Origin of the sequence: Nonomuraea sp. NPDC049714, assembly GCF_044465295.1 — a bacterium.
Lineage (GTDB): Bacteria > Actinomycetota > Actinomycetes > Streptosporangiales > Streptosporangiaceae > Nonomuraea.
Map to the genome: position 1 here is coordinate 1,133,978 of NZ_JBITLM010000001.1, position 25,604 is coordinate 1,159,581.

Here is a 25,604-nt window from a genome sequence, read left to right on the forward strand (position 1 = left end):
TAGGGGCTCTTTCGAGTGACGGGTCTATCTGACCCGCTACCTTACCGGCGGTCGTTGTGGGGACCGTCACTGCCGGGGAAAGCGCCCTGCGGAGCCTCGCCGCCGAACGGGTTGGGACCACTGGGCAGAGGCTGCTGGCCACCCTGGGGGACGGCGTGCTGCATGCCGGGGCCTGCGGCGCTGGGCGCACCCGACGACATGACGGGGAACCCGCCGCTGCCCTCGGCGGAGACGTTCAGCTCGGCGAGCTGGTTCTCCAGGTAGAGCTTGAGGCGGCTGCGGTATTCGCGCTCGAAGCTGCGCAGCTCCTCGACCTTGCGCTCGAGCTCGTCACGGGTCTGGACGAGGGAGCCCATGGCCTGACGGTGACGCTCCTGCGCGTCGCGCTCGAGCGTCTCCGCGCGGGCGCGGGCGTCGCCGATGACCTGCTCGGCCTGACGGCGAGCCTTGGTCAGGATCTCGTCGGCCTCGCGGCGGGCGCGGGTCACCGTCTCGTCCGCCTCCCGGCGGGCGTCGGAGATCGCCTGGTCGGCGGTCTGCTGCGCGAGCGCGAGCACGCGAGCGGCGGTGTCCATGTTGTCCTCGGCGGGAGGCATGTTCATCGCCATGGGCACCGGCTGCGGCTGCTGCTGCGGCTCGGGCGCCCGCATGGGCTCCGGCTGCTGCTGCTGGTGCTGCTGCTGGGGCGGCGGGCCCATCATCTCAGGCTTGGGCTGCTCCTGGACGGGCGCGGACGCCATGGGCATGTTCATGCCACCGGGCACCTTGCCGCGCAGGCACTCGGCCAGCTTCGCGCGGAGCTCTTCGTTCTCTTGGATCAGGCGGTCAAGCTCAGCCTCGACTTCGTCGAGGAAGGCATCGACCTCTTCCTCGTCGTAGCCCGGCCTCAGCCGGGTCGTACTGAACTGCTTGTTCCGCACATCAGCGGGCGTCAGCGGCATCTTTGGTCTCCTTGGCGCGCTTTGGAGTCTGTCCGGAGGGACGGTCAACCCGATCACTTCAGCGCGGACACGAGTTGGATCATGACCGGTGCTCTGCGGCCCCCATCACCTACCGCCGAGCGATCCTGCGATGTTGATCAAGAGCAGAACGATGATGAAGAGGACTGTGAAGCTTAGGTCAAAGGCCACCGTACCCAACCGGAGCGGGGGAATGAAACGGCGGAGGAATTTGAGGGGAGGGTCGGTTGCGGTGTATGTGGCTTCGGCGATCACCAGCACGACCCCGGAGGGTCGCCACTGTCGTGCGAACGCCTGGACGGTCTCGAAGATCATCCTGCCGATGAGCAACACCAGGTAGAGGGACAGGACAACGACCAAGATCTGGCTTACGATCCCCACGGTCTGGCCGCGCCTCCACTTCTGATGTGCCCGTCCGGTCTCGGCGAGACCTGGTTGGGTCCGGTAGACATACAGAGACTCTAACTCTGGTTGAAGAACCCGCGTTCCGCGATTCGTGCCTTGTCTTCGGCGGTCACCTCGACATTGGCGGGGGACAACAGGAACACCTTGTTCGTAACACGTTCAATGCTGCCATGTAGGCCGAAGACCAGACCTGCTGCGAAATCCACCAGCCGCTTGGCGTCGCTGTCGACCATCTCGGTGAGATTCATGATCACGGGGGTGCCGTCGCGGAAGTGCTCGCCGATGGTCCGGGCCTCGTTGTAGGTCCGCGGGTGCAGGGTGGTGATGCGCGCCAGATCGGTCGTCCGGCGCTCCAGGACGGTCGTGGCGGGCCGGGGCGCGGGCACTCCCGCATCGGTCTCTTCCTCGCGGTCCTGGACCGCTACAGACCGTTCCTCGCCGGTGCGCTGGACGTCGTCGTCGTAGGCGTACTCATCCGTGTAGGTCTCGTACCTCTCGTAGCGGTCGTCCTCCACGAGACCGAGGTAGACCGCCATCTTGCGCATCGCGCCGGCCATCGCTACGTCGTCCTCCTGCTCATGGTCGCACTCGCTCGGACTCGTCAGCCGGGTCCGAGGCGGTAGCCGTACCCCCTTGGAGCTCACCGCTGATCGACCTCTACCAGACCGTGGACCTGAAGACCCACTTGAGGGGACATTACCTGACGAAGAGCTTTCGACGGCCGAGCAACGCCGTACCGACGCGCACATGTGTGGCACCGTGCGCGACGGCTTCGGCCAGATCCTCGCTCATCCCGGCGGAAATCATCGTGGCACGTGGATGGCGCTCCTGTACGCCCAGCGCCACATCACGCAGCCTCGCGAACGCCTTGGCCGGGTCCTCCCCCAGCGGCGCCACCGCCATGACCCCGCCCAGCCACAGTCCGGGGGCGGCGTCGATGGCGGCGGCCAGCGCCGGCACGTCCGCCGTTCCGACGCCGCCCCTGCCGGGATCGTCGTCCAGCGCCACCTGCACCAGGCAGCCGATCTCCCTGCCCTGCCTGACCGCCTCCCGGCTGATCACCTCCACCAGCCTGCCGCGGTCGACGGAGTGGATCAGATCCGCGTAGCCGACCACGGAGCGCACCTTGTTGGTCTGCAGCTGACCGACGAAGTGCCAGGTCAGCGGCAGGTCAGCGCATTCGGCCGCCTTCTGGGCGGCCTCCTGGTCGCGGTTCTCGCCCACGTCACGCACCCCGAGCCCGGCCAGCAGCCGGACGTCGGAGGCCGGGTAGGTCTTGGTCACGGCGATCAGCGTCACCTCGCCCCGGTCGCGGCCCGCCGCCAGGCACGCCTCGCCGATCCGCTCCTCGACCCCGGCCAGGCCGGAGGCGATCTCATCCGTTCGCACGCCTGTCCCTCCTGTGCACACCATTGTCCTGTACGCCCGCCGCCACGAGCCACCGCCCCGCGGACCCGGCGTACGTGGAACGCTCCCGGCCGGGACGCGGCGGGCGAGCCGGCCCGAGGACCCTCGCGACGCCGTACGCGCACCGCGTCGGCCCGGTGACACAGCGGCGCCGCTCCCCATTTCTGTTGGAAGGAGCGGCGGGGGCCGGTCGGGCTACTTGAGGAAGTCGGGGACGTCCAATTCCTCCTCCTGCTCCTCGAAGACCACCGGGCGACGTTTGGCGGGCTCCGACATGCGGGAGGTGATGGGCGTGGGCGGATTGGTGGGCTCGGGCGTGGGCCGGGGGATCGAGACGGGAGCCGAGGGCTCGTCGTGCTCGTCCTCGGCCGCCTGCTCGCGCTCCGCCCTGTCCGGCTGGCGCACCGGCTCCGGACGTGGCTCGGGACGCGGCTCCGGCCGGGCCTCAAGCCTGGCCTCGGGGCGCGGCTCGGGCCTGAACTCGGTGCGTGGCTCCGGCCTGAACTCCGTACGCGGCTCGGGCCTGAAGTCCGTACGCGGCTCCGTACGGGGCTCTGGGCGCGGCTCGGGCCTGAACTCGACGCGAGGTTCAGGACGGGGATCGGGACGCGGCTCCGGACGCGAGGCGGGCTCGGACCGGACGCCCGCCGAGGGCGGGCTGGACCGGGGCGGGGCCGCCAGCGGCGGCGCCTGGGCCGCGGTGGGACGGCTCTGCGGGCGGGGCAGCTGCTTGTCGGCGGGCGCGATGTCGTCGAAGCCGGCGGCGATCACGGTGACCCGCACCTCGTCGCCGAGCGCGTCGTCGATGACCGTGCCGAAGATGATGTTGGCGTCGGGCGCCGCCGCCATCGACACGAGCTGGGCGGCCTCGTTGATCTCGAACAGGCCGAGGTCGGAGCCGCCGGCGATCGACAGCAGCACGCCGTGCGCGCCGTCGATGCTGGCCTCCAGCAGCGGGCTGGAGACCGCCATCTCCGCCGCGGCCACCGAACGGTCGTCGCCGCGCGCGTGGCCGATGCCCATCAGCGCCGAACCGGCGCCGGACATGACCGACTTGACGTCGGCGAAGTCCAGGTTGATCAGACCCGGCGTGGTGATCAGATCGGTGATGCCCTGCACACCGGAGAGCAGCACCTGGTCGGCGGCCTTGAACGCGTCGAGCACGCTCACCTGCCGGTCGGAGATCGACAGCAGCCGGTCGTTGGGGATCACGATGAGGGTGTCGACCTCGTCGCGCAGTGTCTCGATGCCGGCTTCGGCCTGCGAGGCCCTGCGGCGGCCCTCGAAGCTGAACGGCCGGGTGACGACTCCTATCGTGAGCGCCCCCAGCGAGCGAGCGATGTTGGCCACCACGGGCGCGCCGCCCGTTCCGGTGCCGCCACCCTCGCCCGCCGTGACGAAGACCATGTCGGCCCCCTTGAGGACCTCCTCGATCTCCTCACGATGGTCCTCGGCCGCCTTGCGCCCCACATCGGGGTTGGCGCCCGCTCCGAGTCCGCGCGTGAGCTCGCGGCCCACGTCCAGTTTGACGTCGGCGTCACTCATCAGCAGCGCCTGGGCGTCGGTGTTTATCGCGATGAACTCGACGCCCTTGAGTCCCTCCTCGATCATCCGGTTGACGGCGTTCACTCCGCCGCCGCCGATGCCGACGACCTTGATGACCGCGAGGTAGTTCTGCGGTGCTGCCACGACGAGGGGCCTTTCCGCTCGTTGACTTGCCATTTCGGTGCGGATCGTCTCCGCGTCTTTTCAGTTCGGGTAACTCTCAACCTCAAGTTGAGATTTAGATTTATGTCAACCTGAGGATTGATACGGACAGTAGGAGTTACGCTCCGCGCGGGTCAACTAACCGCGCCGCAAGCACGTCCGGCGTGTCGCGGGCTGTCCGATTCGCTCCGTCGTCACGCCTGGTCGGGGCACTCCTGTGCCGCAAGCCCGATCTACAGGTTCTCACGCCGGGACGCGCGCCTTCGACAGGCGCGAGCCTGTTCCCGGTCTGGAGTTGCCGCGCCGGAGGCCAAAGATCGATCTTTCGCGGCCCCCATATCCCCGTCGCCACGGCACTTCCCGCCGACGAGCGCCTGACTGAGGCGGCAGGAATGGCGATCATGACTCGGTAAGTAAAATCGATCACTTGAGCGTGATCACGTCCGGCGAGCTCACGTCGTAGACCTCCGCCTTGCGCCGCAGCATGCTCGTCAGGATGCGTGCCTTGTCCTCGGGCCTGTCCACGCCGCCCCAGATGATCGTCCGGCCGTCGGACAGCGTCAGCGTCACGTCCTCGGCCGTCGTGGCGCTCACCTGCCGCACCCGCCCGCCGATCTCGCCGGGCAGCGAGCCGATCACCCGCAGCGCCGCCATCGTCGCCGGGTCTCCCGCCCCGGGCCGGGCCACCTTGAGCACCGGCACCAGAGGCGGCACCACGTCCACCACCTCGATCACGACCCCGAGCTTGTCCAGCAGCGCCGCCTTGCCGCCCGCGGCCACCTGCGCGACGGGCTCACGCTCGACGATCTCGATCTTCAACGTCCCCGGCCACACCCGGTCGACCTTCACGCTGGCCACCTGCCGGATGGACTGGACCCTGGCCTGCACGTCGGTCAGGTTGACGGTCGCCAGCGGATGCAGCTCCGCGACCCCGGCGGTCTCTCTGATCTTCTCAGCGGGCAATGTGACATTTCCCACGATCTCCACAGATCGTACGCCCAGCACCGGCGAGAAGAACACCAGCCAGGCCGCCGTCCCCACCACGCCCGCGGTCAGCAGCACCAGGAAAACCGTCCGAGCCTTCATCATCCTCCAGCATCGCCGTGCCCACAGAACCTACGCCGCCGCCCGCACGAAGACCGCACGCCACGCCAGACAGCCCTTCCCGGACGACCGGAGAACCACCCGGACGCCGCAGGGACCGGGGCCGGTCAGTGGGACAGCCGGGCCACGATCTGCGGGCCCAGCTCGGTCACGTCGCCCGCGCCCATGGTGAGCACGATGTCGCCCGCGCGGACCCGGGAGGCCACCAGCTCCGGCACCGCGGCCCGGTCCGGCGCGTAGGCCACCTGCCCGGCGGGCAGCGGCACCCGGCCCGCCACCAGCGCGCCCGAGACGCCCGGCTCCGGGTCCTCGCGCGCGCCGTAGACGTCCAGCACGATCGCCTCGTCCGCCAGCCCCAGCGCGGCGCCGAACTCCTCGGCGAAGAACCGGGTGCGCGAGTAGAGGTGCGGCTGGAAGACCGCGACGACCCGCCCGTGGCCGGAGTAGGAGGCGACCACGTCACGCGCGGCCCTGAGGTCGGCCGCCAGCTCGGTCGGGTGGTGGGCGTAGCTGTCGAACACCGCCACGCCGCCCGCCTCGCCCTTGGCCTCGAAGCGCCGCTTGGCCCCGGTGAAGGCCGACAGCCCGTCCCTGATCTCCTCGAACGGCAGCCCCAGCTCGTCGGCCACGGCGATGACCGAGGTGGCGTTGAGCGCGTTGTGCGCCCCGGGAACCGACAGCCGCACCTCCCCCGCGCAGGCGCCGGGGCCCTCGACGGTGAAGACGGTGCCGAACCCGTCGGGCCGTACGCCGCTGATCCGGTAGTCGCCTTCGGCGCCGTACGTCAGGACGCGCAGCCCGCGCTCGCGCGCGACGGCGGCCAGCTCGGCCGAGCCCGGGTCGTCGGAGCAGGCGATGAGCAGCGAGCCGACCCGCTCGGCGAAGCGGGCGAAGCTGTCGTGCACGGCTCGCGGGTCGCCGTAGTTGTCCAGGTGGTCGGCCTCGACGTTGGTCACCACGGCGATGTCGGGCGCCAGCATCAGGAACGAGCCGTCGCTCTCGTCGGCCTCGGCGACGAACACCCGGCCGGAGCCCTCGTCGGCGCCGAGCCCGGTGGTGACGAGCTGGCCGCCCACGCAGTAGGAGGGGTCGGACCCGCACTTCTGCAGGGCGACGGTCAGCATCGAGGTGACGGTGGTCTTGCCGTGGGTGCCGGCGATGGCGACCGCGGTGCGCCCGGCCATGACGGAGGCGAGCGCGGCGGCCCTCGGGATGACCCGCAGCCGCTGCTTGAGCGCCTCGCCCAGCTCGGGGTTGGAGTCGCGGATGGCGGTGGAGACCACCACGGTGTCGACGTCGCGGATGTGGGAGGCGGCGTGGCCGATGTGCACGGTGGCGCCCAGCTCGCGCAGCTCCCCGACGAGGTCACTGCTGCGGGCGTCACTGCCGGACACGCGCACGCCGCGCTTGAGCAGGATGCGCGCGATGCCCGACATCCCCGCGCCCCCGATGCCGATGAAGTGCACCCGCCCCAGGTCTTCGGCGGCGACGGGATCGACCAGCTTGACGAGGCTCATCGGGCTATCTCCAACACTTTCCTGGCGAGTATGAGGTCGGCGTCCTTCCTCCCCAGTCTGGAGGCGGCCTCCGACATCGCGGCGACTCTTTCCGGGTCATGGAGGATGGGCAGCACGTTGTGGATGATCCAATCAGATGACAGGTGCGCGTCGTCCACCAGGAGGCCGCCGTGGCCCGCGGCCACCCGCTCGGCGTTGACGCGCTGCTCGCCGTTGCCGTGCGGGAGCGGCACGTACGCGGCGGGCAGGCCGACGGCGGTGAGCTCGGCGCAGGTGAGCGCGCCGCTGCGGCACAGCGCGAGGTCGGCGGCGGCGTAGGCGAGATCCATCCGGTCCACGTACGGCAGCAGGACGTACTGCGGGTCGCCGGGCGGCGGCTCGCGCTCGACGGTGTTCTTGGGGCCGATCACGTGCAGCACCTGGACGCCGGCGGAGCGCAGCGCGTGGGCGGCGGCGAGGGCCGCCTCGTTGATCGACCTGGCCCCCTGGGAGCCGCCGAACACCAGCAGCGTGGGCCTGTCGGTCTGCAGCCCGAACCAGGAGCGGGCCTTGTCGCCCATGGACAGCCGGTCGAGCTCGACGATCTCGCGGCGCAGCGGGGTGCCGATGTACTCGGCCCGGCCCGCGGCGTCGGGGAAGCCGGTGAAGACGTGCTCGGTGAGCCTGGAGCCCAGCCGGTTGGCCAGGCCGGGGCGCGGGTTGGCCTCGTGCACCACGATCGGCAGGCCGCGCCGCTTGGCAGCGAGGTAGGCGGGCGTGGCGACGTAGCCGCCGAAACCGACGAGGACGTCGGCCCGCACCCGGTCGAAGATCGCCGCCATGGCGTTGACCGCCCCGGCCAGCCGGCCGGGCACGGTCAGCAGCTGCGGGGTGATCGCCCTGGGCAGCGGCACGGCGGGGACCAGCTCCAGCTCGTAACCCCTGGCGGGGACGAGCCGCGTCTCCAGGCCGCGCTCGGTGCCCACGCAGGTGATGCCGATGCGTGGGTCGAGGCGGCGCAGCGCGTCGGCCAGGGCGAGGGCGGGCTCGATATGCCCGGCCGTCCCGCCACCAGCGAGGACCACCCTCATGTCGGTCACTCCCTAACGTCTGTCTCGGCCTCTGGTCATGCCCCCCAGGCCAAGCCAGCTTAGAGCCCGGACGGCGGGTCCGGGGCCACGCGCGGCCAGAGCCTCGCGCGCGCCTGGCTCGCGCTTGGCGAACGACAGGAGCATGCCCAGCGCGGCCAGCGTCGGCAGCAGCGCCGAGCCGCCGTAGGAGACCAGCGGCAGCGGGATCCCGGTGATCGGCAGAATGCTGAGCACCGCGCCCATGTTGACGATGCCCTGACCGGCGATCCAGGCCACGGTCGCGGTCGCCACCAGCCGGATGAACGCGTCGTTGACCCGGGAGGCGACCCGGAGCCCGGCGTACCCGAGCAGGCCGAACAGCGCCACCACCATCAGCGTGCCCATCAGTCCCAGCTCCTCGCCGAGGATGGCGAAGATGAAGTCGCTCTCCCCGTGCGGCAGCCAGTCCCATTTCTGCCTGCTGCTGCCGAGGCCGAGCCCGAACCAGCCGCCGGAGCCCATCGCGATCTGCCCCTGCACCGCCTGGTAGCCGGCGCCCTGCGCGTCGGCCCACGGGTCGAGGAAGACGCTGACGCGGGCCATCCGGTACGGCTCGACCCGGATCATGATGATCGCGGCGAGCACGGCCAGCGACAGGATGCCGCCGAACAGCTTCACCGGCGCCCCCACCACCCACAGCAGCGACAGGAAGATCATGAGCAGCACCAGCGTGGTGCCCAGGTCGCGGCCGAGCATGACCAGGACGGCCAGGATCACGGTGCCGGGCATCAGCGGGATGAGCATGTGCCGCCACTCGATCCGCCCGGCGCGGGCCCGGCGGGCCAGCAGGTCGGCCCCCCACAGGGCCAGCCCCAGCTTGGCCGGCTCCGACGGCTGGAAGGTGAACGGCCCCACGTAGATCCACCGCTGCGCGCCCAGCTCCGACGAGCCGACGAACAGCACCAGGACCAGGGCGATGATCGACAACGCCATGAGCGGGTAGCCGGCCCAGCGGAAGAACTTGTACGGCAGCCGCGTGCACGCCCACATGATCGGCAGGCTGACCGCCGCCGACAGCGACTGCTTGATGAACCAGTAGAACGGGTTGCCGGTCTCCTGCATCGCCTCGATGCTGGAGGCCGACAGCACCATCATCAGCCCGAGCGCCAGCAGCAGCGCGCTGCACCCGAGGATCAGGTAGTAGGTGGTCAGCGGCTTGTCGAGCAGCTCCTTCAGCGCGGCGAGCCGCTCCCGGGCCCAGCTCGACGGCGCTTCGGACGCGGTGGGCCGGGCGCGCGGCTCCTCGGTCGTCGCGCTCACGTCGCCGCCTTTAGGGCGTGGACGGCACGCGCGAAGGCCTCCCCTCGCGCGGGGTAGTTGGCGAACATGTCCAGCGACGCGCCGGCCGGAGAGAGCAGCACGGTGTCTCCGGGGGAGGCGAGCCGGGAGGCTTCGGTGACGACACGGTCCATCACCCCAGTGTCTTGCCCACTGATGTCCACCACGGGGACATTCGGCGCGTGTCGCGCCAAAGCTTCGGCGATCCGGCCGCGGTCCACGCCGAGCAGCACCGCCCCGCGCAGCCGGCCGGCCGTCGCCTTGACGACCTCGTCCACGTCCGCGCCCTTGAGCTGCCCGCCGGCCACCCACACGATCGACGGGTAGGACGACAGAGCCGCCGCGGCGGCGTGCGGGTTGGTGGCCTTGGAGTCGTCGACGTAGTCGACCTCCCCCACCCGGTCCACGTGCGCCATCCGGTGCGGGTCCGGCACGAAGTCCCGCAGACCCTGTCGTACGGCCTCGGCCGGGACGTCGAGCGAGCGGGCCAGCGCGGCGGCGGCGAGCGCGTTGGCGACGTTGTGCGGCGCGAGCGGGCGCACGTCGGCCAGCGTGGCGAGCTCCTCGGCCGCCTCGGCGGGATCGGCCACGAAAGCCCGGTCGACGAGCAGGTCCTCCACCACGCCCACCTGACCCGCCCTGGGCGTGGCCAGCGTGAAGCCGACCGCGTGCGGGTACGGCGCCGCCAGGCGGACGGCCTCGGGGTCGTCGGCGTTGTGGATGACGGTCCCGGCGCGCTCGAAGATGCGGCCCTTGGCCGCGGCGTACTCCTCCATCGACCCGTGCCAGTCGAGATGGTCCGGCGCCACGTTCAGGACGGCCGCGGCGTGCGGGGCGAGCGTGCTGGACCAGTGGAGCTGGAAACTCGACAGCTCGACGGCGAGCACGTCGTACGGCTCGCGCACGGCCTCGATGACCGGCACGCCCACGTTGCCGACGGCCAGCGCCTTGCGCCCGGCGGCCAGCAGGATGGCGGTGAGCATGCGTACCACGGTCGTCTTGCCGTTGGTGCCGGTCAGGGCGAGCCAGGGGGCCGCCTGGGCGGGCCGCAGCCGCCAGGCCAGCTCCACCTCGCCCATCACCTCCACGCCCGCCGCGCCGGCGGCGGCGATCAGCGGGTGGTGCGGGGCCCAGCCGGTGCTGACCAGCCGGGTGGCGCCGTCGGGCAGCTCCAGCGGGCCGAAGCGGACCTCGACGCCACGCCCGGACAGGTCGGCGGCCGCGGCGAGCTGCCGCTCGCCCGGCGTGGACTCCACGACCACGACCCGCTCGCCCCGCTCGGCCAGCACCCTGGCCACCGCCCTGCCGGAGACGCCGAGCCCGGCGACGCAGGTGAGGGTCATGGCCTGGGCATCCATTCGACGTAGAACAGGCCGAGCCCGAGGGCCGCGCAGAGCATGGCGACGAGCCAGAAGCGGACCACGATCGTGGTCTCCGCCCAGCCCTTGAGCTCGAAGTGGTGCTGCAGCGGCGCCATCCTGAACACCCGTTTGCCGGTCATCTTGAAGAACCCGACCTGGATGATCACCGAGAGCGTGATGATCACGCACAGGCCGGCGAGGAGGATGAGCAGCAACTGGGTGCGGGTGGCGATGGCCAGGCCGGCCAGCACGCCGCCGAGGGCGAGCGACCCGGTGTCGCCCATGAAGATCTTGGCCGGAGGCGCGTTCCACCACAGGAAGCCGATCAGCGCGCCGAGGACAGCGGCGGCCACCACGGCCAGGTCGAGCGGGTCGCGTACCCAGTAGCAGTTGGGGCCGAGCTGGTCGATGCAGTTGTTGCGCAGCTGCCAGTTGCCGATCAGCACGTAGGCGCCGAGCACCACGCCGGTGGCGCCGCTGGCCAGGCCGTCGAGGCCGTCGGTGAGGTTCACCGCGTTGGAGAAACCGACGATCATGATGAGCACCCAGATGGTGAACCCCACGATGCCGATCGACGGCCCGAAGTCGCGCAGGAAGGACAGCCGGGGCTCGGCGGGCGTGATGTCGTAGATGTTCGGCTGCTGGGTGACCAGCACCGCGAAGATCGCGCCCACGATGAGCTGGCCGAGCGCCTTGGCACCGCTGCGCAGGCCGAGGCTGCGCTGCTTGTAGATCTTGATGAAGTCGTCGAGGAAGCCGACCGCGCCGAGGCCGGTCATCAGGAACAGCACCAGCAGCCCGGAGACGGTCGGCGCGTCGAGCAGGATCAGGTGGGAGGCGCCGTAGGCCAGCAGGGAGGCCAGCACGATCACGGTGCCGCCCATGGTGGGCGTGCCCCGCTTGCCGTGGTGGCCCGACGGGCCCTCCTCCCGGATCTCCTGGCCGTAGCCGCGTCTGGAGAACAGCCGGATGGCCAGCGGGGTCCCCAGCATCGACAGGATCAACCCCACCGCGCCGGCGATGATGATGTTGGTCACTGCGCGGCCCCCCCGAGCAGCAGCTCGGCCGTCCGCTCCAGGCCCATGGCCCGCGGTCCCTTGATCAGCACGACGTCGCCGGGCCGGAGCCACGGGCCCATCTCGGCGGCCGCCGCCTGGGCGTCGGGCACGTGCACGATGTGCGTGGAAGGCGGGGGATGGCCGGGCTGGGCGGCCCGCTGCGCGGCCTGCTGGGCCGCCGCGTGGGCGCCTTCGAGCATCGGGCCGGCGTCGGGGCCGGCGACGATGAGGCCCGCCAGGCCGCTGCCGCCGGCCAGGCGGCCGACCTCCGCGTTGAGCGCGGGGCTGTCCTCGCCGAGCTCGCGCAGCGCCGCGATGACCGCGAAACGGCGGCGGCCCCGGCCGAGCATGCCCAGCGCCTCGAACGCGGCCCGCATCGAGTCGGGGTTGGCGTTGTAGGCGTCGTTGACGATCGTGACGCCGTCGGGCCGGTCGGTGACCTCCATCCGCCACCGGCTGCGCGGCTCGGCCTGCGACAGCTCCGCGGCGATGGTGGCGACCGGCAGGCCGAGTTCGTAGCCCGCGGCGGCCGCGGCCAGCGCGTTGTCCACCGCGTGCGCGCCGTACAGCTTGAGCCGCACGGGCGCGGCGCCCGAGGGGGTGCGCAGCGTGAACGAGGCGCGCCCGCGCTCGTCCATGACGAGTTCCTCGGCGCGGATGACGGCCTCCTCGGCGCGGCCGAAGTAGGTGACGCGGGCGTCGGTGCGCGAGGCCATCGCGCGCACCTGCGGGTCGTCATAGTTGAGTACGGCGACGCCGGTGCGCGGCAGCGCCTCGACGAGCTCGCCCTTGGCCTTGGCGATGGCCTCCTTGCCGCCGAACACGCCGATGTGCGCGGTGCCGACGTTGAGCACCACGCCGATCTCGGGCGGCGCGATGCGGGCCAGGTCGGCGATGTTGCCGATGGTGCGGGCGCTCAGCTCCAGCACCAGGTAGCGGGTGTCGGCGTCGGCCCTGAGCACCGTGAGCGGGTGGCCGATCTCGTTGTTGTAGTTGCCGGCGGGGGCGATGGTCGGCCCGATCCGGGCGGTCAGCCGCGCCAGGAGGTCCTTGGTGGTCGTCTTGCCCGCCGAGCCCGTCACGCCGATCACGGTCGCCCTCGGCAGCGCGGCGGCCTGCGAGGTCGCCAGCTCGGCCAGCGCGGCCGCGGTGTCGGGCACGATGATCGTGGGCGCCTCGACCGGCCTGCTGGCCAGCACCGCGACGGCGCCCGCGCGAACGGCCTGCGCCGCGAAGTCGTGCCCGTCGGACCGCGCGCCTTTGAAGGCGACGAACAGGGATCCCGGTTCGGCGTCCCGTGAGTCGATCACGACGGGACCCCGCACCACCGCGCGGGGGTCTGCCATGCCCGACAGGGCGCCCGAGGTTATCTCGGCGATCCTGGCCAGAGGCAACGGGATCATTCGTGCTTCCTGCTTTCCTTGCGTGCGTCGATCGCGGCGGCGACCACCTCCCTGTCGTCGAAGGGGATCACCTCGCCTGAAACGTACTGGCCCTGCTCGTGGCCCTTGCCTGCCACGACTATCACGTCACCGCGTCCGGCCCGGCCGACCGCCAGGTCGATGGCCGCGGCGCGGTCGGGCTCAATGATCACATGAGCGCGGGCATGCCGGGGAACGCGGAGCGCCCCCTCCATCATGGCGGCCAGGATGTCCAGCGGATCCTCGGAGCGAGGATTGTCACTCGTGAAGACCGCGACGTCCGCCAGCCGGGCCGCGGCCTCGCCCATGAGCGGGCGCTTGCCCCGGTCGCGGTCGCCGCCGCAGCCCAGCACGACGGTGAGCGTGCCCGCGGTGACCTGGCGCAGCGAGCGCAGCACCGACTCGACGGCGGCGGGTTTGTGGGAGTAGTCGACGACGGCCTGGAAGTCGTCGCCGGCGCCGGTCACCCGCTCCATGCGGCCCGGCACCCCGGTGAGGGTGCCGACGCCGTGCACGGCGCTCTGCAGCGGCACGCCGGCCTCGACCAGCGTGACGATCGCACCGAGCGCGTTGGCGACGTTGAACGGGCCGGGCAGCGAGATCTGCGCGTCCGCCTCCACCCCGCCGGGCCCGACCACCCTGAAGGCGCTGCCGTCGGCGCCCAGCCGCACGTCCAGCGCGCGCCACTCCGCCTCCGGCGAGCCGAGCGCGGAGAAGGTGGTCATCGGCACCTTGGCCAGGCGCAGCAGCTCCCGGCCGTACGGGTCGTCGAGGTTGGTCACGCCCACCCGGCTCAACTCGGGCTGGAACAACCGCGCCTTCGTCGTGAAGTAGTCGTCGAGGTCGCGGTGGAAGTCGAGATGGTCCTGCGACAGGTTGGTGAACAGCGCCACGTCGTAGAAGACGCCGTCCACCCGGCCCTGCGCGAGCGCGTGGCTGGAGACCTCCATGGCGGCCGCGGTGACGCCCCGCTCGCGCATGAGGGCGAACAGGCCGTGCAGCTCCGGAGCCTCGGGCGTGGTGAGCCGGGGCTCGAAGCACAGCTCGGCGGCGTGGATCTCGACGCCGCCGACCAGCCCGGTCGTGTGACCGCCCGCCCGCAGCCCGGCCTCCAGCAGGAACGTCGTGGTGGACTTGCCGCTGGTGCCCGTGACACCGGCGATCATGATGTCGGCGGTCGGCCGGCCGTACACCCAGGAGGCGATCTGGCCGAGCACGGCGCGCGGATCGGGCACGATGAGCACCGGCAGCCCGGTGGCGGCGGCCCCCTCCCGGCCCGCCGGGTCGGTCAGCACCGCCACGGCACCGCCCGCCATGGCCTCGGCCGAGAAGTCCGCGCCGTGGGCGCTGGCGCCGCGCACGGCGACGTAGAGGTCTCCGCGCCGCACCTGGCGGGAGTCGATGGCGACCCCGGTCAGCGCGGCATGAGGCGAGCGCTCGGTGCCGGAATCGGCATCGAGCATGCTCGCCAGCCCGGTCAGCGGGCGGGGCGGATTGGTCGTTGGACGCATAGACGACGGGGGACGCACGGCGGCAGCGTACCCTCCCTGGTCACTGTCCCGCGCGCGTCCGCACCGCGGACTCGGGCGAGCCTGTGGGAGGAATCTTCCTGCTCTTGATGGCGAACGTCATCACATCCTTGAACACCGGGGCGGCGAGCTGCCCCCCGAAGTGGCCGTTCTTGGGATTCTGCAGCACCGACAGCACGACCAGCGCGGGCGCGTCGGCGGGCGTGAAGCCCACGAACGAGGCGGTGTAGCCGTCGTAGCGGCCGAGTTCGGCATCGTAGCGGTTCGCGGTGCCGGTCTTGCCGGCCACGCGGTAGCCGGGGATGGCCGCCAGCTCGCCGGTGCCCTCCGCGCCGACCGCCTCCTCCAGCATCGCGGTGATCTCCTTGGCCGTCTTGTCGCTGATCACCCGGGTCTGCGCGCCGGGCTTGGCGGGGACGAACCGGCCGGAGCCGTCGGTGCTGCCCGCCACGATCTGCGGCTCGATCTTCACGCCGCCGTTGGCGATGGTCTGGTAGACGCTGGCCATCTGCAGCGCGGTCACCGACACGCCCTGCCCGTAGGCGATCGTGCAGCTCTGGCTGCCCGACCACTTCTTGTAGTCGGGCAGCAGGCCGGCCTCGGCGCCCGGCACGCCGCCTCCGGGCCTGGCGCCGAAGCCGAAGTCCTTGAGCATCTCGTACAGGCCCTGGCTGCCGACCTTGCGCGCGGCCATGACGGTGGCGACGTTGCTGGACTGGGCCACCGCCTGGCGGAAGGTCATGTCCTCCGGCGGGTGCGGGTGGGCGTCACGCAGCACCCGGTCGGCGCACTGGATGTGGTCCTTCACGTGGAACACCGAGTCCGACTCGACCACCCCGGCCTCCAGCGCGGCGGCGGCGGTGATCACCTTGTTGGTGCTGCCGGGCTCGAAGACCTCGGCGGCCGCCCGGTTGACGTAGTGGGACTCGGGGGCCTTGCGCCAGTTGTTCAGGTCGAGCTCGGGAGCGTTGGCCATCGCGAGGACCTGCGCCGTGCGCACGTCCATGACGATGACGGTGCCGCTGCTCGCGCCCGACTCGCGCGTCTGCTCGGCGATCACCCGCTGGGCGGCCCACTGGATGTCGCGGTCGATCGTCAGCCGCACGTCGCGGCCGTCGACCGGCGGGGTGCGCTGGGTGGCGGTCATCGGGATCCGCTGCCCGTCACGGCCCGTCTCCATGCGCAACTCGCCGTCCTGGCCGGCCAGCACCGAGTTACGCACCAGCTCCATGCCGACCAGGCCGTCCTTCTCGTCGCCGACGAACCCGATCAGGCTGCCCGCCAGGTCTCCCGCCGGATAGGCGCGGCGGTAGGTCCTGGTCTCGGTGAGCGAGGGGATGGGCTCCTTGAGCAGGGCGTCCGCCACGGTCGGCACCACGCCCCTGGCCAGGAGCTGGTAGCGGGTGTCGACGCGGGCCAGCTTGGCCACCATCTCCTGCTCGGTCCTGCCCAGATGGCGGGCCAGCAGCGCGGCCACCTTGCCCCGCGCGGCCGCCGGGACCTTCGTCGGGTCGATGGCGATGTCGCGCGCCTCCACGGTGACGGCCAGGGCGTGGCCGTTGACGTCGGTGATCGCGCCGCGCTTGGCCGGCACCTTCTCCGTGTGCTGACGCTGGCCGACGGCCGCGGCCTCGTAGACCTTGGAGTCCAGGCCCTGCATCTGGATCAGCCTGCCGGCGAAGATCGACAGGATGAAGGTCATGCCGATCAGGCCGAGGTTGATCCGCCTGCGCGGGTTGCCCAGCCGCAGGATGAGCGGCGGCCTCGGCGGTGCCGGCGGCCTGCGGGGCCTTCTCGGCGGCGGCCCGTCGCCGCCGCCCGGTGGACGCGCCCGTCCCCCGTCCTGGCGCGCCGAAGGGGTACGGGGAAGCGGCCCGTCGTCGTCACGCCCACGGCCGCGGCCCTCGGCCCTGTCGCGCGCGCCTGCGCCGGCACCCGCGCGAGCACCTGTCCCGGCACCACCGCTCGCCCTGGCGCCGCCGCCTGCCCCGGCGGCCCCGCTTGTCCCCGCGCGGGACCCGGGGCGGGCGCTCGCCGGACCGTCCGGGCGGGTGCCGCCGGAGCCTCGGCCACGGGTGGCGTCGGTGGGGTCGGTGGCGGCGCGCCCGCCGCCGGCGGCCGTCCGACGGGGGGCGCCGTCCTGCCCGCCGCCCCGCACGCCCGGCCGCTCATCGTCCTGCGGTCCCCTGCCACGGGCCCGCGGCGCGTCTCCGCCGGCACGGCCACGCGGAACGTCCCCGCCATCCTGCCGAAACCGCCCACGGGAACGGTCCTCATCCCTGCCCGCGGCCCGGCCACGCAGGCGGTCGTCGTCGTGCCGTACCCGGCCGCGCGACGCGTCGTGGTCGTCGCGGCCCGTTCGTCCGCGTGCGGGGTCGTGGTCGTCGCGGCCGGGCCGTCCCGGCGCGGCCTCGCGGCCACGGCCGGATCGGGCACGCGGGGTGTCGTCCGCGTCGGGGCCGACGCCGCCGCGCGGCGTCTTACCGCCCTTGCGCGGCGCATCGCCCTCGTCCGGTCCCGACCTGCCCCGCGAGGGCTCGCCGTCCCGGCGGCCCCGACCAGGCGAAGCCTCGTCGTCCCGGCGACCCCGGCCGGGCGGAGGCTCGTCGTCGCGGCGGGCTCGGGCGCGGGAGGGCTCGCCGCCCTTGCCGGGGCGGCCGCGCGTGGGGTCGGCGTCGTCCTCGGCGCGGTCCCGGCGGGAGCGGCCGCGAGAGCCGTCGGCGGGGTCCTGCGGGGGACGGTTGCGAGGGCTGTCGTCTCGTCCGAAGGGCAGGTCGAACGGGTCCGGCTGCTTGCGCGGCTCGTCCGCCGGGCCGTCCGCCGCCGGGCGGCCCGCCCCCTCCGAACGGGCGGAGCCGCCTTGGCGCCCCGCCCGTCCCGGGCCGCCCGGCGTACGACGAGCGGCGCCAGGCCCTCCCTGAGAGCCGGCGCCGCCACGACCGGGACCTTGACCCCTGCCGCTCGAGTTGCTCACTGCCCCTGGACCGCCTGGCCGGTCTCGGTGGAACCGGAGGTGTAGGGGTTGACCTTGTCCAGGGACTGCTTCATGCCGAGGTCCTCGGCCTGCTTGGCGATCACCTCGGGCAGCTTGCGCTCCTCGATCTCACGCTTGAGCTGCTCGTTCTGCAGGCGCGCGGCGGAGATCTCGTCCACCAGCTTGGAGGCGGCGATGGAGTCGCGGGCCAGCACGGTGTTGAGCAGCAGCAGGCTCACCAGGCCACCGCACAGCAGCCCCACGACCAGCAGCACGAACGGGGCACGCTGCCGCCGCGCCGGGCGCCGCATGGCGGCGGGGCGCGGACGCTCGGCCGCCGCCCGCCCGCCGGCCGGCGGCCTGCCGCGCGACGGGCCGGACTCGGGCCGCGGGCGCCGCCTGTCGGTCTCGGGGCGGGGCTGGGGCACGGGTTTGGCCGGGTGCGGGGCTTCGGGCCTGCGCTGGCCGGTCTTGGGCACGGCGCCACGGGTGGGCGTCTTCGGCGCCTGCCCGCTCTCCTGCTCAGTCCTGGTCGTCAACACGGATCCTCTCTGCGGCCCTGAGCCGGGCCGAAGCCGCCCGCGGGTTGCGGGCCAGCTCTTCTTCACTCGGGAGCTCCGCTCCCCTCGTCAGGAGGCGGAACCGCGGCTGGTGAGCCGGCAGTGGGACGGGCAGCCCGGGCGGGCTGCTGTCCTTGGTTCGCGCCGTGAGGATCTGCTTGCTCAGCCGATCCTCCAGGGAGTGGTAGGAGAGCACGACGACTCGCCCACCGAGCGCCAGTGCGTCGAGTGCCGCGGGCAGTGCCGCCTCCAGGGCGGACAGCTCGGCGTTCACTTCGATGCGCAGCGCCTGAAACGTTCGTTTGGCGGGGTTTCCCCCGGTGCGCCGGGTCGCGGCAGGAATCGCTTGCCTGACGATGTCAGCGAGCCGCTTCGTCGACGTTATGGGGTCCTTCGCCCGTTCCTTGATGATCAGGCTCGCGACACGCGGGGCGAAGCGCTCCTCGCCGTAGTCGCGCAGGATGCGCACCAGCCGGGCGGCGGAGTAGGTGTTGACCACCACCTCGGCGGTGAGCTCCTGGTCGGTGTCCATCCGCATGTCGAGCGGGGCGTCGTAGGAGTAGGCGAATCCTCGCTCACCCTCGTCGAGCTGGGGCGAGGAGACCCCGAGGTCGAACAGCACCCCGTCGATCGTCTCGCGGCCCGCGCGGGCGAGCACGTCGTCCAGCTCGTCGGAGGAGGCGTGGACCAGCGTGGTCCGCTCGGCGTAGGGCGCGAGCCTGCGCGTGGAGAACTCGATCGCGAAAGGGTCGCGGTCGATGCCGATCAGGTGCAGCGCCGGATGCGCGGCGAGCAGGGCCTCCGAGTGACCGCCGAGGCCGAGGTTGGCGTCGACGACGACGGGGGCGTCCCCGGTCAGCGCCGGTGCCAGCAGCTCCAGAACGCGCTCGAGCATGACCGGAACGTGACCGCTCATACCGATGTCGTCGTGCATCTCCAAACCCCCCTCTCGCGCCCTGGCTCGCGGTTGACGCGGCCGGTCGACCGTCGGTCCTGCTGGGTCCCCACCCGGTGCCGTCCGGCCAGGTCCCCATCCGCACCCTCTTCGTGGATGCCCGTCATCTGACACCGGGGAAGGTGCATCAGTTGACCGGCAGTGGTTGCGGGTGGAGACCTCGCCGAACGACGACTCCGACGGCTCGACCGTGAACTTCACAGAATCCCTGGCAGCACCTCCTCCGACAGATCGGCGAAAGCCTGCTCCTGTGCGTTGAGGTAGGTGTCCCAGGCTTGCGCGTCCCAGATCTCCAGCCGGGTGTTGGCCCCTATGACGGCGCAGTCACGCTGCAGTCCCGCATATTGCCGCAGGCCCTGCGGGATCGTGATGCGCCCTTGCTTGTCCGGTTTTTCGTCGGATGCGCTGGCGAAGAAGACACGGCTGTAGTCGCGCACCGCCTTGGCGGTGACCGGGGCGGTGCTGAGAGCCTCGGTAATGCGCTGGAACTCCTCCACTGGAAAGACGTAGAGGCATCGCTCCTGGCCTTTGGTGATCACAAGACCCTCCGCCAGCTCCTCACGGTACTTAGCCGGCAGGAACAGCCGTCCCTTGTCGTCCAGACGCGGTTGATGGGTGCCGAGGAACATCGGCCCCACCTCCCGTGCCTCGTGAAGCGCTCAGCGCTGGCGCACCGGGCCCTCCACTGCGCACCACCATACTCCACTTCTCCCCACCGTCAACTGATTCACACCTTCTTGATCGCCATTTCGGCGCGCGTTGTCGCAGGTCAGAGCCCTGACCTCGGTGGGGGCGCGGTGGGGGCGCACACCCGCTCGCGGGCGTGTCGAAGGCGGAGAACTCCCCTATTAAGGGAGCGGCAGTGCCGCACAGGACCTCGGTGGAGGAAAGTGGGGCGGCTGAGGGGGCGGAGTGTCACGGGATTCGTACCCGTATGCGACAAGAACGTGAACAGCACCGGGCTTCTGTGGATTATCCGCAAAAGTCGCTCTAGAACGCCCAGAGTCGTAGGGTCATGCAGATAATGGAAAACAATGGCTTGGCACCCGCAAAGGCACCCTTGCGTCGCGGGTCGCCCGAAGCACTTCTCATGGAGGCCTGGTGGCAGTAACCCATGACGTCCCTCCCCAGCTCGGCGAGCTGGTCTCCACCGCCCACCGGATCCAGCAGGCCATCGAGTCGGTGATCGAGGGCAAGAGCGACGCCGTCCGCCTCACGGTCACCGTCCTGCTCGCCGAGGGTCACCTGCTGATCGAGGACGTCCCCGGGGTTGGCAAGACCATGCTGGCCAAGGCGCTGGCGCGGTCCATCGACTGTCCCGTGCGCCGTGTGCAGTTCACCCCCGACCTGTTGCCCAGTGACATCACCGGGGTGAGCGCCTACAACCAGCAGACCCGCGAGTTCGAGTTCAAAGCGGGACCGGTGTTCGCCAACATCGTGGTGGGCGACGAGATCAACCGTGCCTCCCCCAAGACCCAGTCGGCGTTGCTGGAGTGCATGGAGGAGCGTCAGGTCACCGTCGACGGCATGACGTACCAGCTGGACTCGCCGTTCATGGTGATCGCGACGCAGAACCCGATCGAGATGGAGGGCACCTATCCCCTGCCGGAGGCGCAGCGGGACCGGTTCACCGCCAGGATCGCGATGGGCTACCCCGAGCCGACCGCCGAGCTGGAGATGCTCGACGTGCACGGCGGCACCTCGCCGCTGGACAAGCTGGAGCCGGTGGCGACCACGGCGGAGGTGCGCGCGCTGATCGACGCCGTGCGCGGCGTGTACGTCTCACAGCCGGTCAAGAAGTACGCCATCGACCTGGCGGTGGCCACCCGCCACTCCCCCGACCTTCGCCTGGGCGCCTCCCCCCGCTCGACGTTGCAGCTCGTCCGGGCGGCCAGGGCGCACGCGGCGCTGGCGGGCCGGGACTACGTCATCCCCGACGACCTGCAGGAGCTGGCGATCCCCGTGCTCGCGCACCGGCTGCTGCCGAGCATCGAGGCCCAGGGGCAGCGACGCCTGCCCGAGCAGGTGGTGACAGAGCTGGTCAGGCGCGTACCGGTGCCGGAGACCCGGTCGTCGTGAGAGCCGGAATGCGAGCGCTCACCTCCCGGGGGCGCTCGTTCCTCGCCTCCGGGATGGCCGCGCTGCTGATGGCGGTCCTGCTGGGCGAGAACGATTTGTTCAGGATCGGGGTGCTGGTGACGGCGCTGCCGTTGCTGGCCGCGATGGTGGTGGCACGCACCCGCTACCGGCTGAGCTGTGCCCGGCGCCTGGACCCGGCCAGGGCCGAGGTGGGCGGCGAGGCGACCGTGACGCTGCGTCTGGAGAACGTGACCAGGCTGCCGACCGGGCTGCTGCTGATCGAGGACACGGTCCCGTACGCGCTCGGCGTGCGGCCCAGGTTCGTGCTGGACAGGGTGGAGGCGCGCGGCGTCCGGGAGATCGACTACCGGGTGCGCTCCGACCTGCGCGGGCGCTACACGATCGGCCCGCTGTCGGTGCGCATCGCCGACCCGTTCGGCCTGGTGGAGCTGACCCGCGCGTTCACGATCAGCGACACGCTCGTGGTGACCCCGCAGGTGGTGGCGCTGCCGCACGTACGGCTGTCCGGCGAGTGGACCGGCGGCGGCGACAGCCGCACCAGGAGCGTGGCGGCCGCGGGCGACGACGACGTGGCGCCGCGCGAGTACCGGCAGGGCGACGACCTGCGCCGGGTGCACTGGCGCTCCACCGCGCGCCACGGCGAGCTGATGGTACGGCGCGAGGAGCAGCAGTGGCAGAGCCGCGGCGCGCTCCTGCTCGACACCCGCAGGTACGCCCACCGCGGCGACGGCCCGCGCTCCTCCTTCGAGGTGGCGGTCTCGGCCGCGGCCTCGATCGGCGTGCACCTCGCGCATGAGGGCCTCGGCCTGCGTCTGGTGACGGACCAGGGCGCCGAGCACCTGACGGACACCGGGCTGAGCTGGTCGCTGCTCGACACGCTCTCCATGGTGCGCAGCAGTTCGGCCCGCTCGCTGGAGATGGGCGTTTCCGCGCTTCGGCAGGGCGGCGGTGACGGCCTGATCGTGGCCGTGGTCGGCGCGCTCGACCCGGAGGAGGCGCGGGAGCTGGCCCGGCTCAGGCACAGCGGCATCACCGGTGTGGCGGTGCTGCTCGACGTGGACACGTGGGACGGCGGCGCCCCGGGCTCGGCGGAGAACCTCCAGGCCGTGGAGACCGTGCTGGCCGGCTACGGATGGCGGATCGTCCGCCTGTCCGCCGGCGTCTCGATCGCCTCGGTCTGGCCGGATGCCGCCAGCCGTGGCAGGTACTCCCTCACCGGAGGTTCGGCATGAGGCTTTCGATAGCGGCCGCGGTGGCGACGTTCACCTCGGCCATCCTGCTCCATCCGCTCTTCGAGGGCGGGCAGTGGTTCTGGAGCTCGCTCGGCGTGGTGCTGGCCGTGCTGGCCGCCAGCGTGCTGAGCACCCGGCTGTCGCTGCCCGCCTGGGCCGCGCCCCTGGTCAGCGTGGCGGCGTTGTGGATCTTCCTGACGGTGTCCTTCGCCGCCGAGGAGGCCTGGGCGTGGGTGGTGCCGACCAAGGCGTCGGTGCTGGAGCTGGCCGGCCTGCTGGGCACCGGCTGGACCGACATCCAGCGGTTCGCCGCGCCGGTGCCGGCCAACGAGGGCATCTCCCTGCTGACCGCCGGCGGCGTCGGCCTGATCGCGATCGTCGTCGACCTGTTCGCGGCGCGGGTGCGGCGGGCGGCGCTGGCCGGGCTGCCGCTGCTCGCGCTGGCCACGGTGCCGGCCACGATCCTGATCGATCCGATCAGCTGGCCCGCGTTCATCGTCGCGGCGCTCGGGTTCACCAGCATGCTGGCGGCCGACGGGCGTGAGCGGGTGGGGCACTGGGGCCGGGCGGTGCTGGTGCGCCGCACCCGTTCGGCCCGGGCGGAAGCGCCCGCGGCGGCCGGCGTGGCCGACACGCGCGGGCTGCGGCTGTCGGGCAAGCGGATCGGCTTCGCCGCCATCGCGCTGGCCGTGGTGGTGCCCGCGGCGCTGCCGGCGATGGAGCCGGTCTCGTTCTTCAGCTTCGGCGTGGGCGGCAACGGCTCCGGCCGGGGCAACTCGATCAGCATCCCGAACCCGATCGCCAACCTGAAGGGGCAACTGGAGCTGCCCGAGAAGCGCACCGTCCTCACCTATGTCAGCAGCGACAACCAGCCCCGCTACCTGAGGATCTACGCGCTCGACACCTTCGACGGCGACCAGTTCGGGATGACGCAGCCGGAGGGCGCGCCGGAGAACCGGACGGACAACGGACCGCTGCCTCCGCCACCGGGCCTGGGGCAGAGAGTCAAGGTCAACAACATCCGCTCCACCATCACCATCAGCGACGAGATCGCCAAGCTGTCGTTCCTGCCGCTGCCGTATCCGGCCACGGAGATCCGGGTCGACGGTGACTGGCGCGCCGACGTCAGCACGCTGATGGTCTTCTCCACCCGCGACGAGGCGGCAGGGCTGGAGTACGAGGTCGCCACGAGCGAGCCTGCGCCGACGGCCGACCTGCTGGACTCGCTCCCACCGGGCACGCCGGATGCCGACCCTCGCTATCTGGAGGTGCCCGACGACCTGCCGCCGGGGGTCAGGGACCTGGCGTTGCAGGAGACCCAGGGCGCGGAGACCCCCTATCAGGCCGCGGTACAGCTACAGGAGTTCTTCACCAAGACCGGCGGCTTCGTCTACAGCCTGGAGACGCAGGGGCACAGCAACTCCGCGCTGCAGGACTTCCTGCTGCGCAGCCGGGCGGGCTACTGCGAGCAGTTCGCCGCGTCGATGGCGCTGCTGGCCAGGATCGCCGGCATCCCCTCGCGGGTGGCGATCGGCTACACGGGCGGCACCCAGATCGGCGGCCAGTGGACGGTCGGCACCAACGACTCCCACTCCTGGCCCGAGCTGTACTTCGAGGGCGTGGGCTGGCTGCCCTTCGAGCCGACCCCCGCGGGCTCGCTGGGCCAGGGCAGCGCCCGGGTGCCGGGCTACACCCAGCCGCAGCCGCGCGCCACGACCTCCAGCGCGGCCCCGACCCCCGGATCCACCAGCTCCTCCGCGGACGAGCCGCAGGACCCGGGCACCCGGCAGAACCCGCGTGAGCTCGACCGTGAAGCGCTCATCGCCTCCGGCGGGCTGCCGCCGGACGACTCGATGCCGCTGATCGCCCAGATCGGCATCGGCGCGGGCGTCCTCCTGCTGATCCTGCTCATCCCGGCCTTGATCAGGGTGGTGACGAGGAACAGGCGGGTCCGCAGGCTCGGCTGGAAGGTGTCGCGGCCGGCGGACGAGATGACGGCCAGGATCGCGTCGGTGAACTATCCGTCGGTCGCGGCGGCCTGGGCGGAGCTGGACGACGCCCTGTGCGACTACGGGCTGACCCGTCAGCCGAGCGAGACGCCGCGCGCGCTGGCGCGGCGGCTGACCGAGCAGTACGAGTTCGACGCCGGTTCGGCGGCGGCGGTCATGTCGATCGCGACGACGGTGGAGCGGGTGCTGTTCGCCCGGGATCCCGGCGAGATCGGCCCGATGAGCAAGGACCTGCGCAAGGTGCGGCAGGCGCTGGCGGCGACGGTGTCGCGCGCGAGGCGGGTGCGGGCGGTGCTGCTGCCGCCATCGACGATGCGGCGGCTGCGCGGCATGGGCGAGGGTCTGCTGGACGGCTTCGACCGGCTGGAGTACATCAGATGGCGGCGGACGGCAGCGCAGAAGGGCGCATGACGATCTGACCGAACGTGCGTGCGGTCGCTCCCCCGGAGGGGAACGGCCGCACGTTCGTCTTATGGGTGCCGGCGCTCAGTGCTCGTCGTGACGACGGCGCCAGCGCTCTTCCATACGCTCCATGAAACTCCCCCGGTTTCCTCCCCGGCGGACCTGCTTGCCTGGGTCGCCGGCTCCTGATGCCGAAGCGGAGTCACCGAACCCATTCATTCGTTTCCAGCTGGACAGACCCCACAGACACGCGGCGAGCATGACCACGAAACCGCCGACGCCGAGCGGGATCAAGTTGATCACTACGCCGACCATCAGCAGGACGACACCGAGGACAAAGCCTATGGAGGCTTTGACCAGGCGACGCTTGTAATGGCTGCGCGGGTCACTGATCCTTACGGTGTTGGCCCACTTCGGGTCCTCGGCGTAGAGGGCCTGCTCGATCTGGTCGAGCAAGCGCTGCTCGTGCTCAGAGAGCGGCACGGCGCCTCCCAAGGACGGCCCCAGGACGGGGAAT

Annotated in this window: 21 protein-coding genes; 3 read left to right on the top strand and 18 right to left on the bottom strand. The window is 71.7% G+C overall.

The features are described from left to right. Positions 1–41 precede the first annotated feature (41 nt). The 17 genes from ACIBQX_RS05430 to mraZ form a co-directional block, all read right to left on the bottom strand. Complete coding sequence (locus ACIBQX_RS05430; RefSeq protein WP_397000861.1) at positions 42–941, bottom strand: DivIVA domain-containing protein; 900 nt, start codon at positions 939–941, stop codon at positions 42–44. A 105-nt stretch (positions 942–1,046) separates the two neighbouring features. Next, entirely contained in the window at positions 1,047–1,340 is a 294-nt protein-coding gene (locus ACIBQX_RS05435) for a YggT family protein (protein ID WP_397000863.1), read from the bottom strand. Between the two features lie 80 nt (positions 1,341–1,420). After that, positions 1,421–1,921, bottom strand: coding sequence for a cell division protein SepF (locus tag ACIBQX_RS05440; RefSeq protein ID WP_397000865.1), 501 nt, complete (start codon positions 1,919–1,921; stop codon positions 1,421–1,423). Positions 1,922–2,060: 139 nt separating this feature from the next. Continuing rightward, positions 2,061–2,777 (bottom strand): YggS family pyridoxal phosphate-dependent enzyme, encoded by a 717-nt coding sequence (locus ACIBQX_RS05445; RefSeq protein ID WP_397000867.1) that lies wholly within the window; start codon positions 2,775–2,777, stop codon positions 2,061–2,063. Between the two features lie 189 nt (positions 2,778–2,966). Further along, a complete protein-coding gene (gene ftsZ / locus ACIBQX_RS05450) occupies positions 2,967–4,460 on the bottom strand; it encodes a cell division protein FtsZ (protein ID WP_397000869.1) in 1,494 nt (497 codons plus the stop codon). A 441-nt stretch (positions 4,461–4,901) separates the two neighbouring features. Beyond that, the gene (locus ACIBQX_RS05455) at positions 4,902–5,567 is read right to left on the bottom strand and encodes a cell division protein FtsQ/DivIB (protein ID WP_397000871.1); all 666 of its coding nucleotides are present in this window, start codon (positions 5,565–5,567) and stop codon (positions 4,902–4,904) included. Positions 5,568–5,689: 122 nt separating this feature from the next. Next, a complete protein-coding gene (murC, locus tag ACIBQX_RS05460; RefSeq protein ID WP_397000873.1) occupies positions 5,690–7,099 on the bottom strand; it encodes a UDP-N-acetylmuramate--L-alanine ligase in 1,410 nt (469 codons plus the stop codon). Next, a complete protein-coding gene (murG, locus tag ACIBQX_RS05465; RefSeq protein ID WP_397000875.1) occupies positions 7,096–8,169 on the bottom strand; it encodes an undecaprenyldiphospho-muramoylpentapeptide beta-N-acetylglucosaminyltransferase in 1,074 nt (357 codons plus the stop codon). The genes murC and murG overlap by 4 nt, the downstream gene beginning before the upstream one ends. 12 nt (positions 8,170–8,181) lie before the next feature. Continuing rightward, the gene (ftsW, locus tag ACIBQX_RS05470) at positions 8,182–9,468 is read right to left on the bottom strand and encodes a putative lipid II flippase FtsW (protein ID WP_397000877.1); all 1,287 of its coding nucleotides are present in this window, start codon (positions 9,466–9,468) and stop codon (positions 8,182–8,184) included. Then, on the bottom strand, positions 9,465–10,829 hold the full coding sequence (gene murD, locus ACIBQX_RS05475; RefSeq protein ID WP_397000879.1) for a UDP-N-acetylmuramoyl-L-alanine--D-glutamate ligase: 1,365 nt from the start codon (positions 10,827–10,829) through the stop codon (positions 9,465–9,467). The genes ftsW and murD overlap by 4 nt, the downstream gene beginning before the upstream one ends. Further along, positions 10,826–11,884, bottom strand: a complete 1,059-nt coding sequence (gene mraY, locus ACIBQX_RS05480; RefSeq protein WP_397000881.1) for a phospho-N-acetylmuramoyl-pentapeptide-transferase — start codon at positions 11,882–11,884, stop codon at positions 10,826–10,828. Before mraY ends, murD begins: the two co-directional genes overlap by 4 nt. Next, a complete protein-coding gene (gene murF / locus ACIBQX_RS05485) occupies positions 11,881–13,308 on the bottom strand; it encodes a UDP-N-acetylmuramoyl-tripeptide--D-alanyl-D-alanine ligase (protein WP_397000883.1) in 1,428 nt (475 codons plus the stop codon). Before murF ends, mraY begins: the two co-directional genes overlap by 4 nt. Further along, positions 13,305–14,837 carry a UDP-N-acetylmuramoyl-L-alanyl-D-glutamate--2,6-diaminopimelate ligase gene (locus ACIBQX_RS05490; RefSeq protein ID WP_397000885.1) on the bottom strand — a complete coding sequence of 511 codons (1,533 nt, stop codon included), beginning with the start codon at positions 14,835–14,837 and terminating at the stop codon, positions 13,305–13,307. The genes murF and ACIBQX_RS05490 overlap by 4 nt, the downstream gene beginning before the upstream one ends. A 40-nt stretch (positions 14,838–14,877) precedes the next feature. Further along, a complete protein-coding gene (locus tag ACIBQX_RS05495; RefSeq protein WP_397000887.1) occupies positions 14,878–17,829 on the bottom strand; it encodes a penicillin-binding transpeptidase domain-containing protein in 2,952 nt (983 codons plus the stop codon). Beyond that, positions 17,826–18,368, bottom strand: coding sequence for a hypothetical protein (locus ACIBQX_RS05500; protein ID WP_397000889.1), 543 nt, complete (start codon positions 18,366–18,368; stop codon positions 17,826–17,828). Before ACIBQX_RS05500 ends, ACIBQX_RS05495 begins: the two co-directional genes overlap by 4 nt. Further along, a complete protein-coding gene (rsmH, locus tag ACIBQX_RS05505; RefSeq protein WP_397000891.1) occupies positions 18,352–19,323 on the bottom strand; it encodes a 16S rRNA (cytosine(1402)-N(4))-methyltransferase RsmH in 972 nt (323 codons plus the stop codon). Before rsmH ends, ACIBQX_RS05500 begins: the two co-directional genes overlap by 17 nt. Positions 19,324–19,541: 218 nt before the next feature. Then, positions 19,542–19,973, bottom strand: coding sequence for a division/cell wall cluster transcriptional repressor MraZ (gene mraZ, locus ACIBQX_RS05510; protein ID WP_397000893.1), 432 nt, complete (start codon positions 19,971–19,973; stop codon positions 19,542–19,544). 472 nt (positions 19,974–20,445) lie between these two features. On the opposite strand from mraZ, the gene ACIBQX_RS05515 reads away from it, so the two are divergent. The 3 genes from ACIBQX_RS05515 to ACIBQX_RS05525 are packed head-to-tail and all read left to right on the top strand — an operon-like array spanning position 20,446 to position 25,096. After that, entirely contained in the window at positions 20,446–21,423 is a 978-nt protein-coding gene (locus ACIBQX_RS05515; RefSeq protein ID WP_397000895.1) for an AAA family ATPase, read from the top strand. Positions 21,424–21,431: 8 nt separating this feature from the next. Beyond that, the gene (locus tag ACIBQX_RS05520; RefSeq protein ID WP_397000897.1) at positions 21,432–22,676 is read left to right on the top strand and encodes a DUF58 domain-containing protein; all 1,245 of its coding nucleotides are present in this window, start codon (positions 21,432–21,434) and stop codon (positions 22,674–22,676) included. Continuing rightward, the gene (locus tag ACIBQX_RS05525; protein ID WP_397000899.1) at positions 22,673–25,096 is read left to right on the top strand and encodes a DUF3488 and DUF4129 domain-containing transglutaminase family protein; all 2,424 of its coding nucleotides are present in this window, start codon (positions 22,673–22,675) and stop codon (positions 25,094–25,096) included. The genes ACIBQX_RS05520 and ACIBQX_RS05525 overlap by 4 nt, the downstream gene beginning before the upstream one ends. Before the next feature lie 75 nt (positions 25,097–25,171). On the opposite strand, the gene ACIBQX_RS05530 is transcribed toward ACIBQX_RS05525, so the two are convergent. Next, the gene (locus ACIBQX_RS05530) at positions 25,172–25,570 is read right to left on the bottom strand and encodes a DUF3040 domain-containing protein (RefSeq protein ID WP_397000901.1); all 399 of its coding nucleotides are present in this window, start codon (positions 25,568–25,570) and stop codon (positions 25,172–25,174) included. Positions 25,571–25,604: the final 34 nt, after the last annotated feature.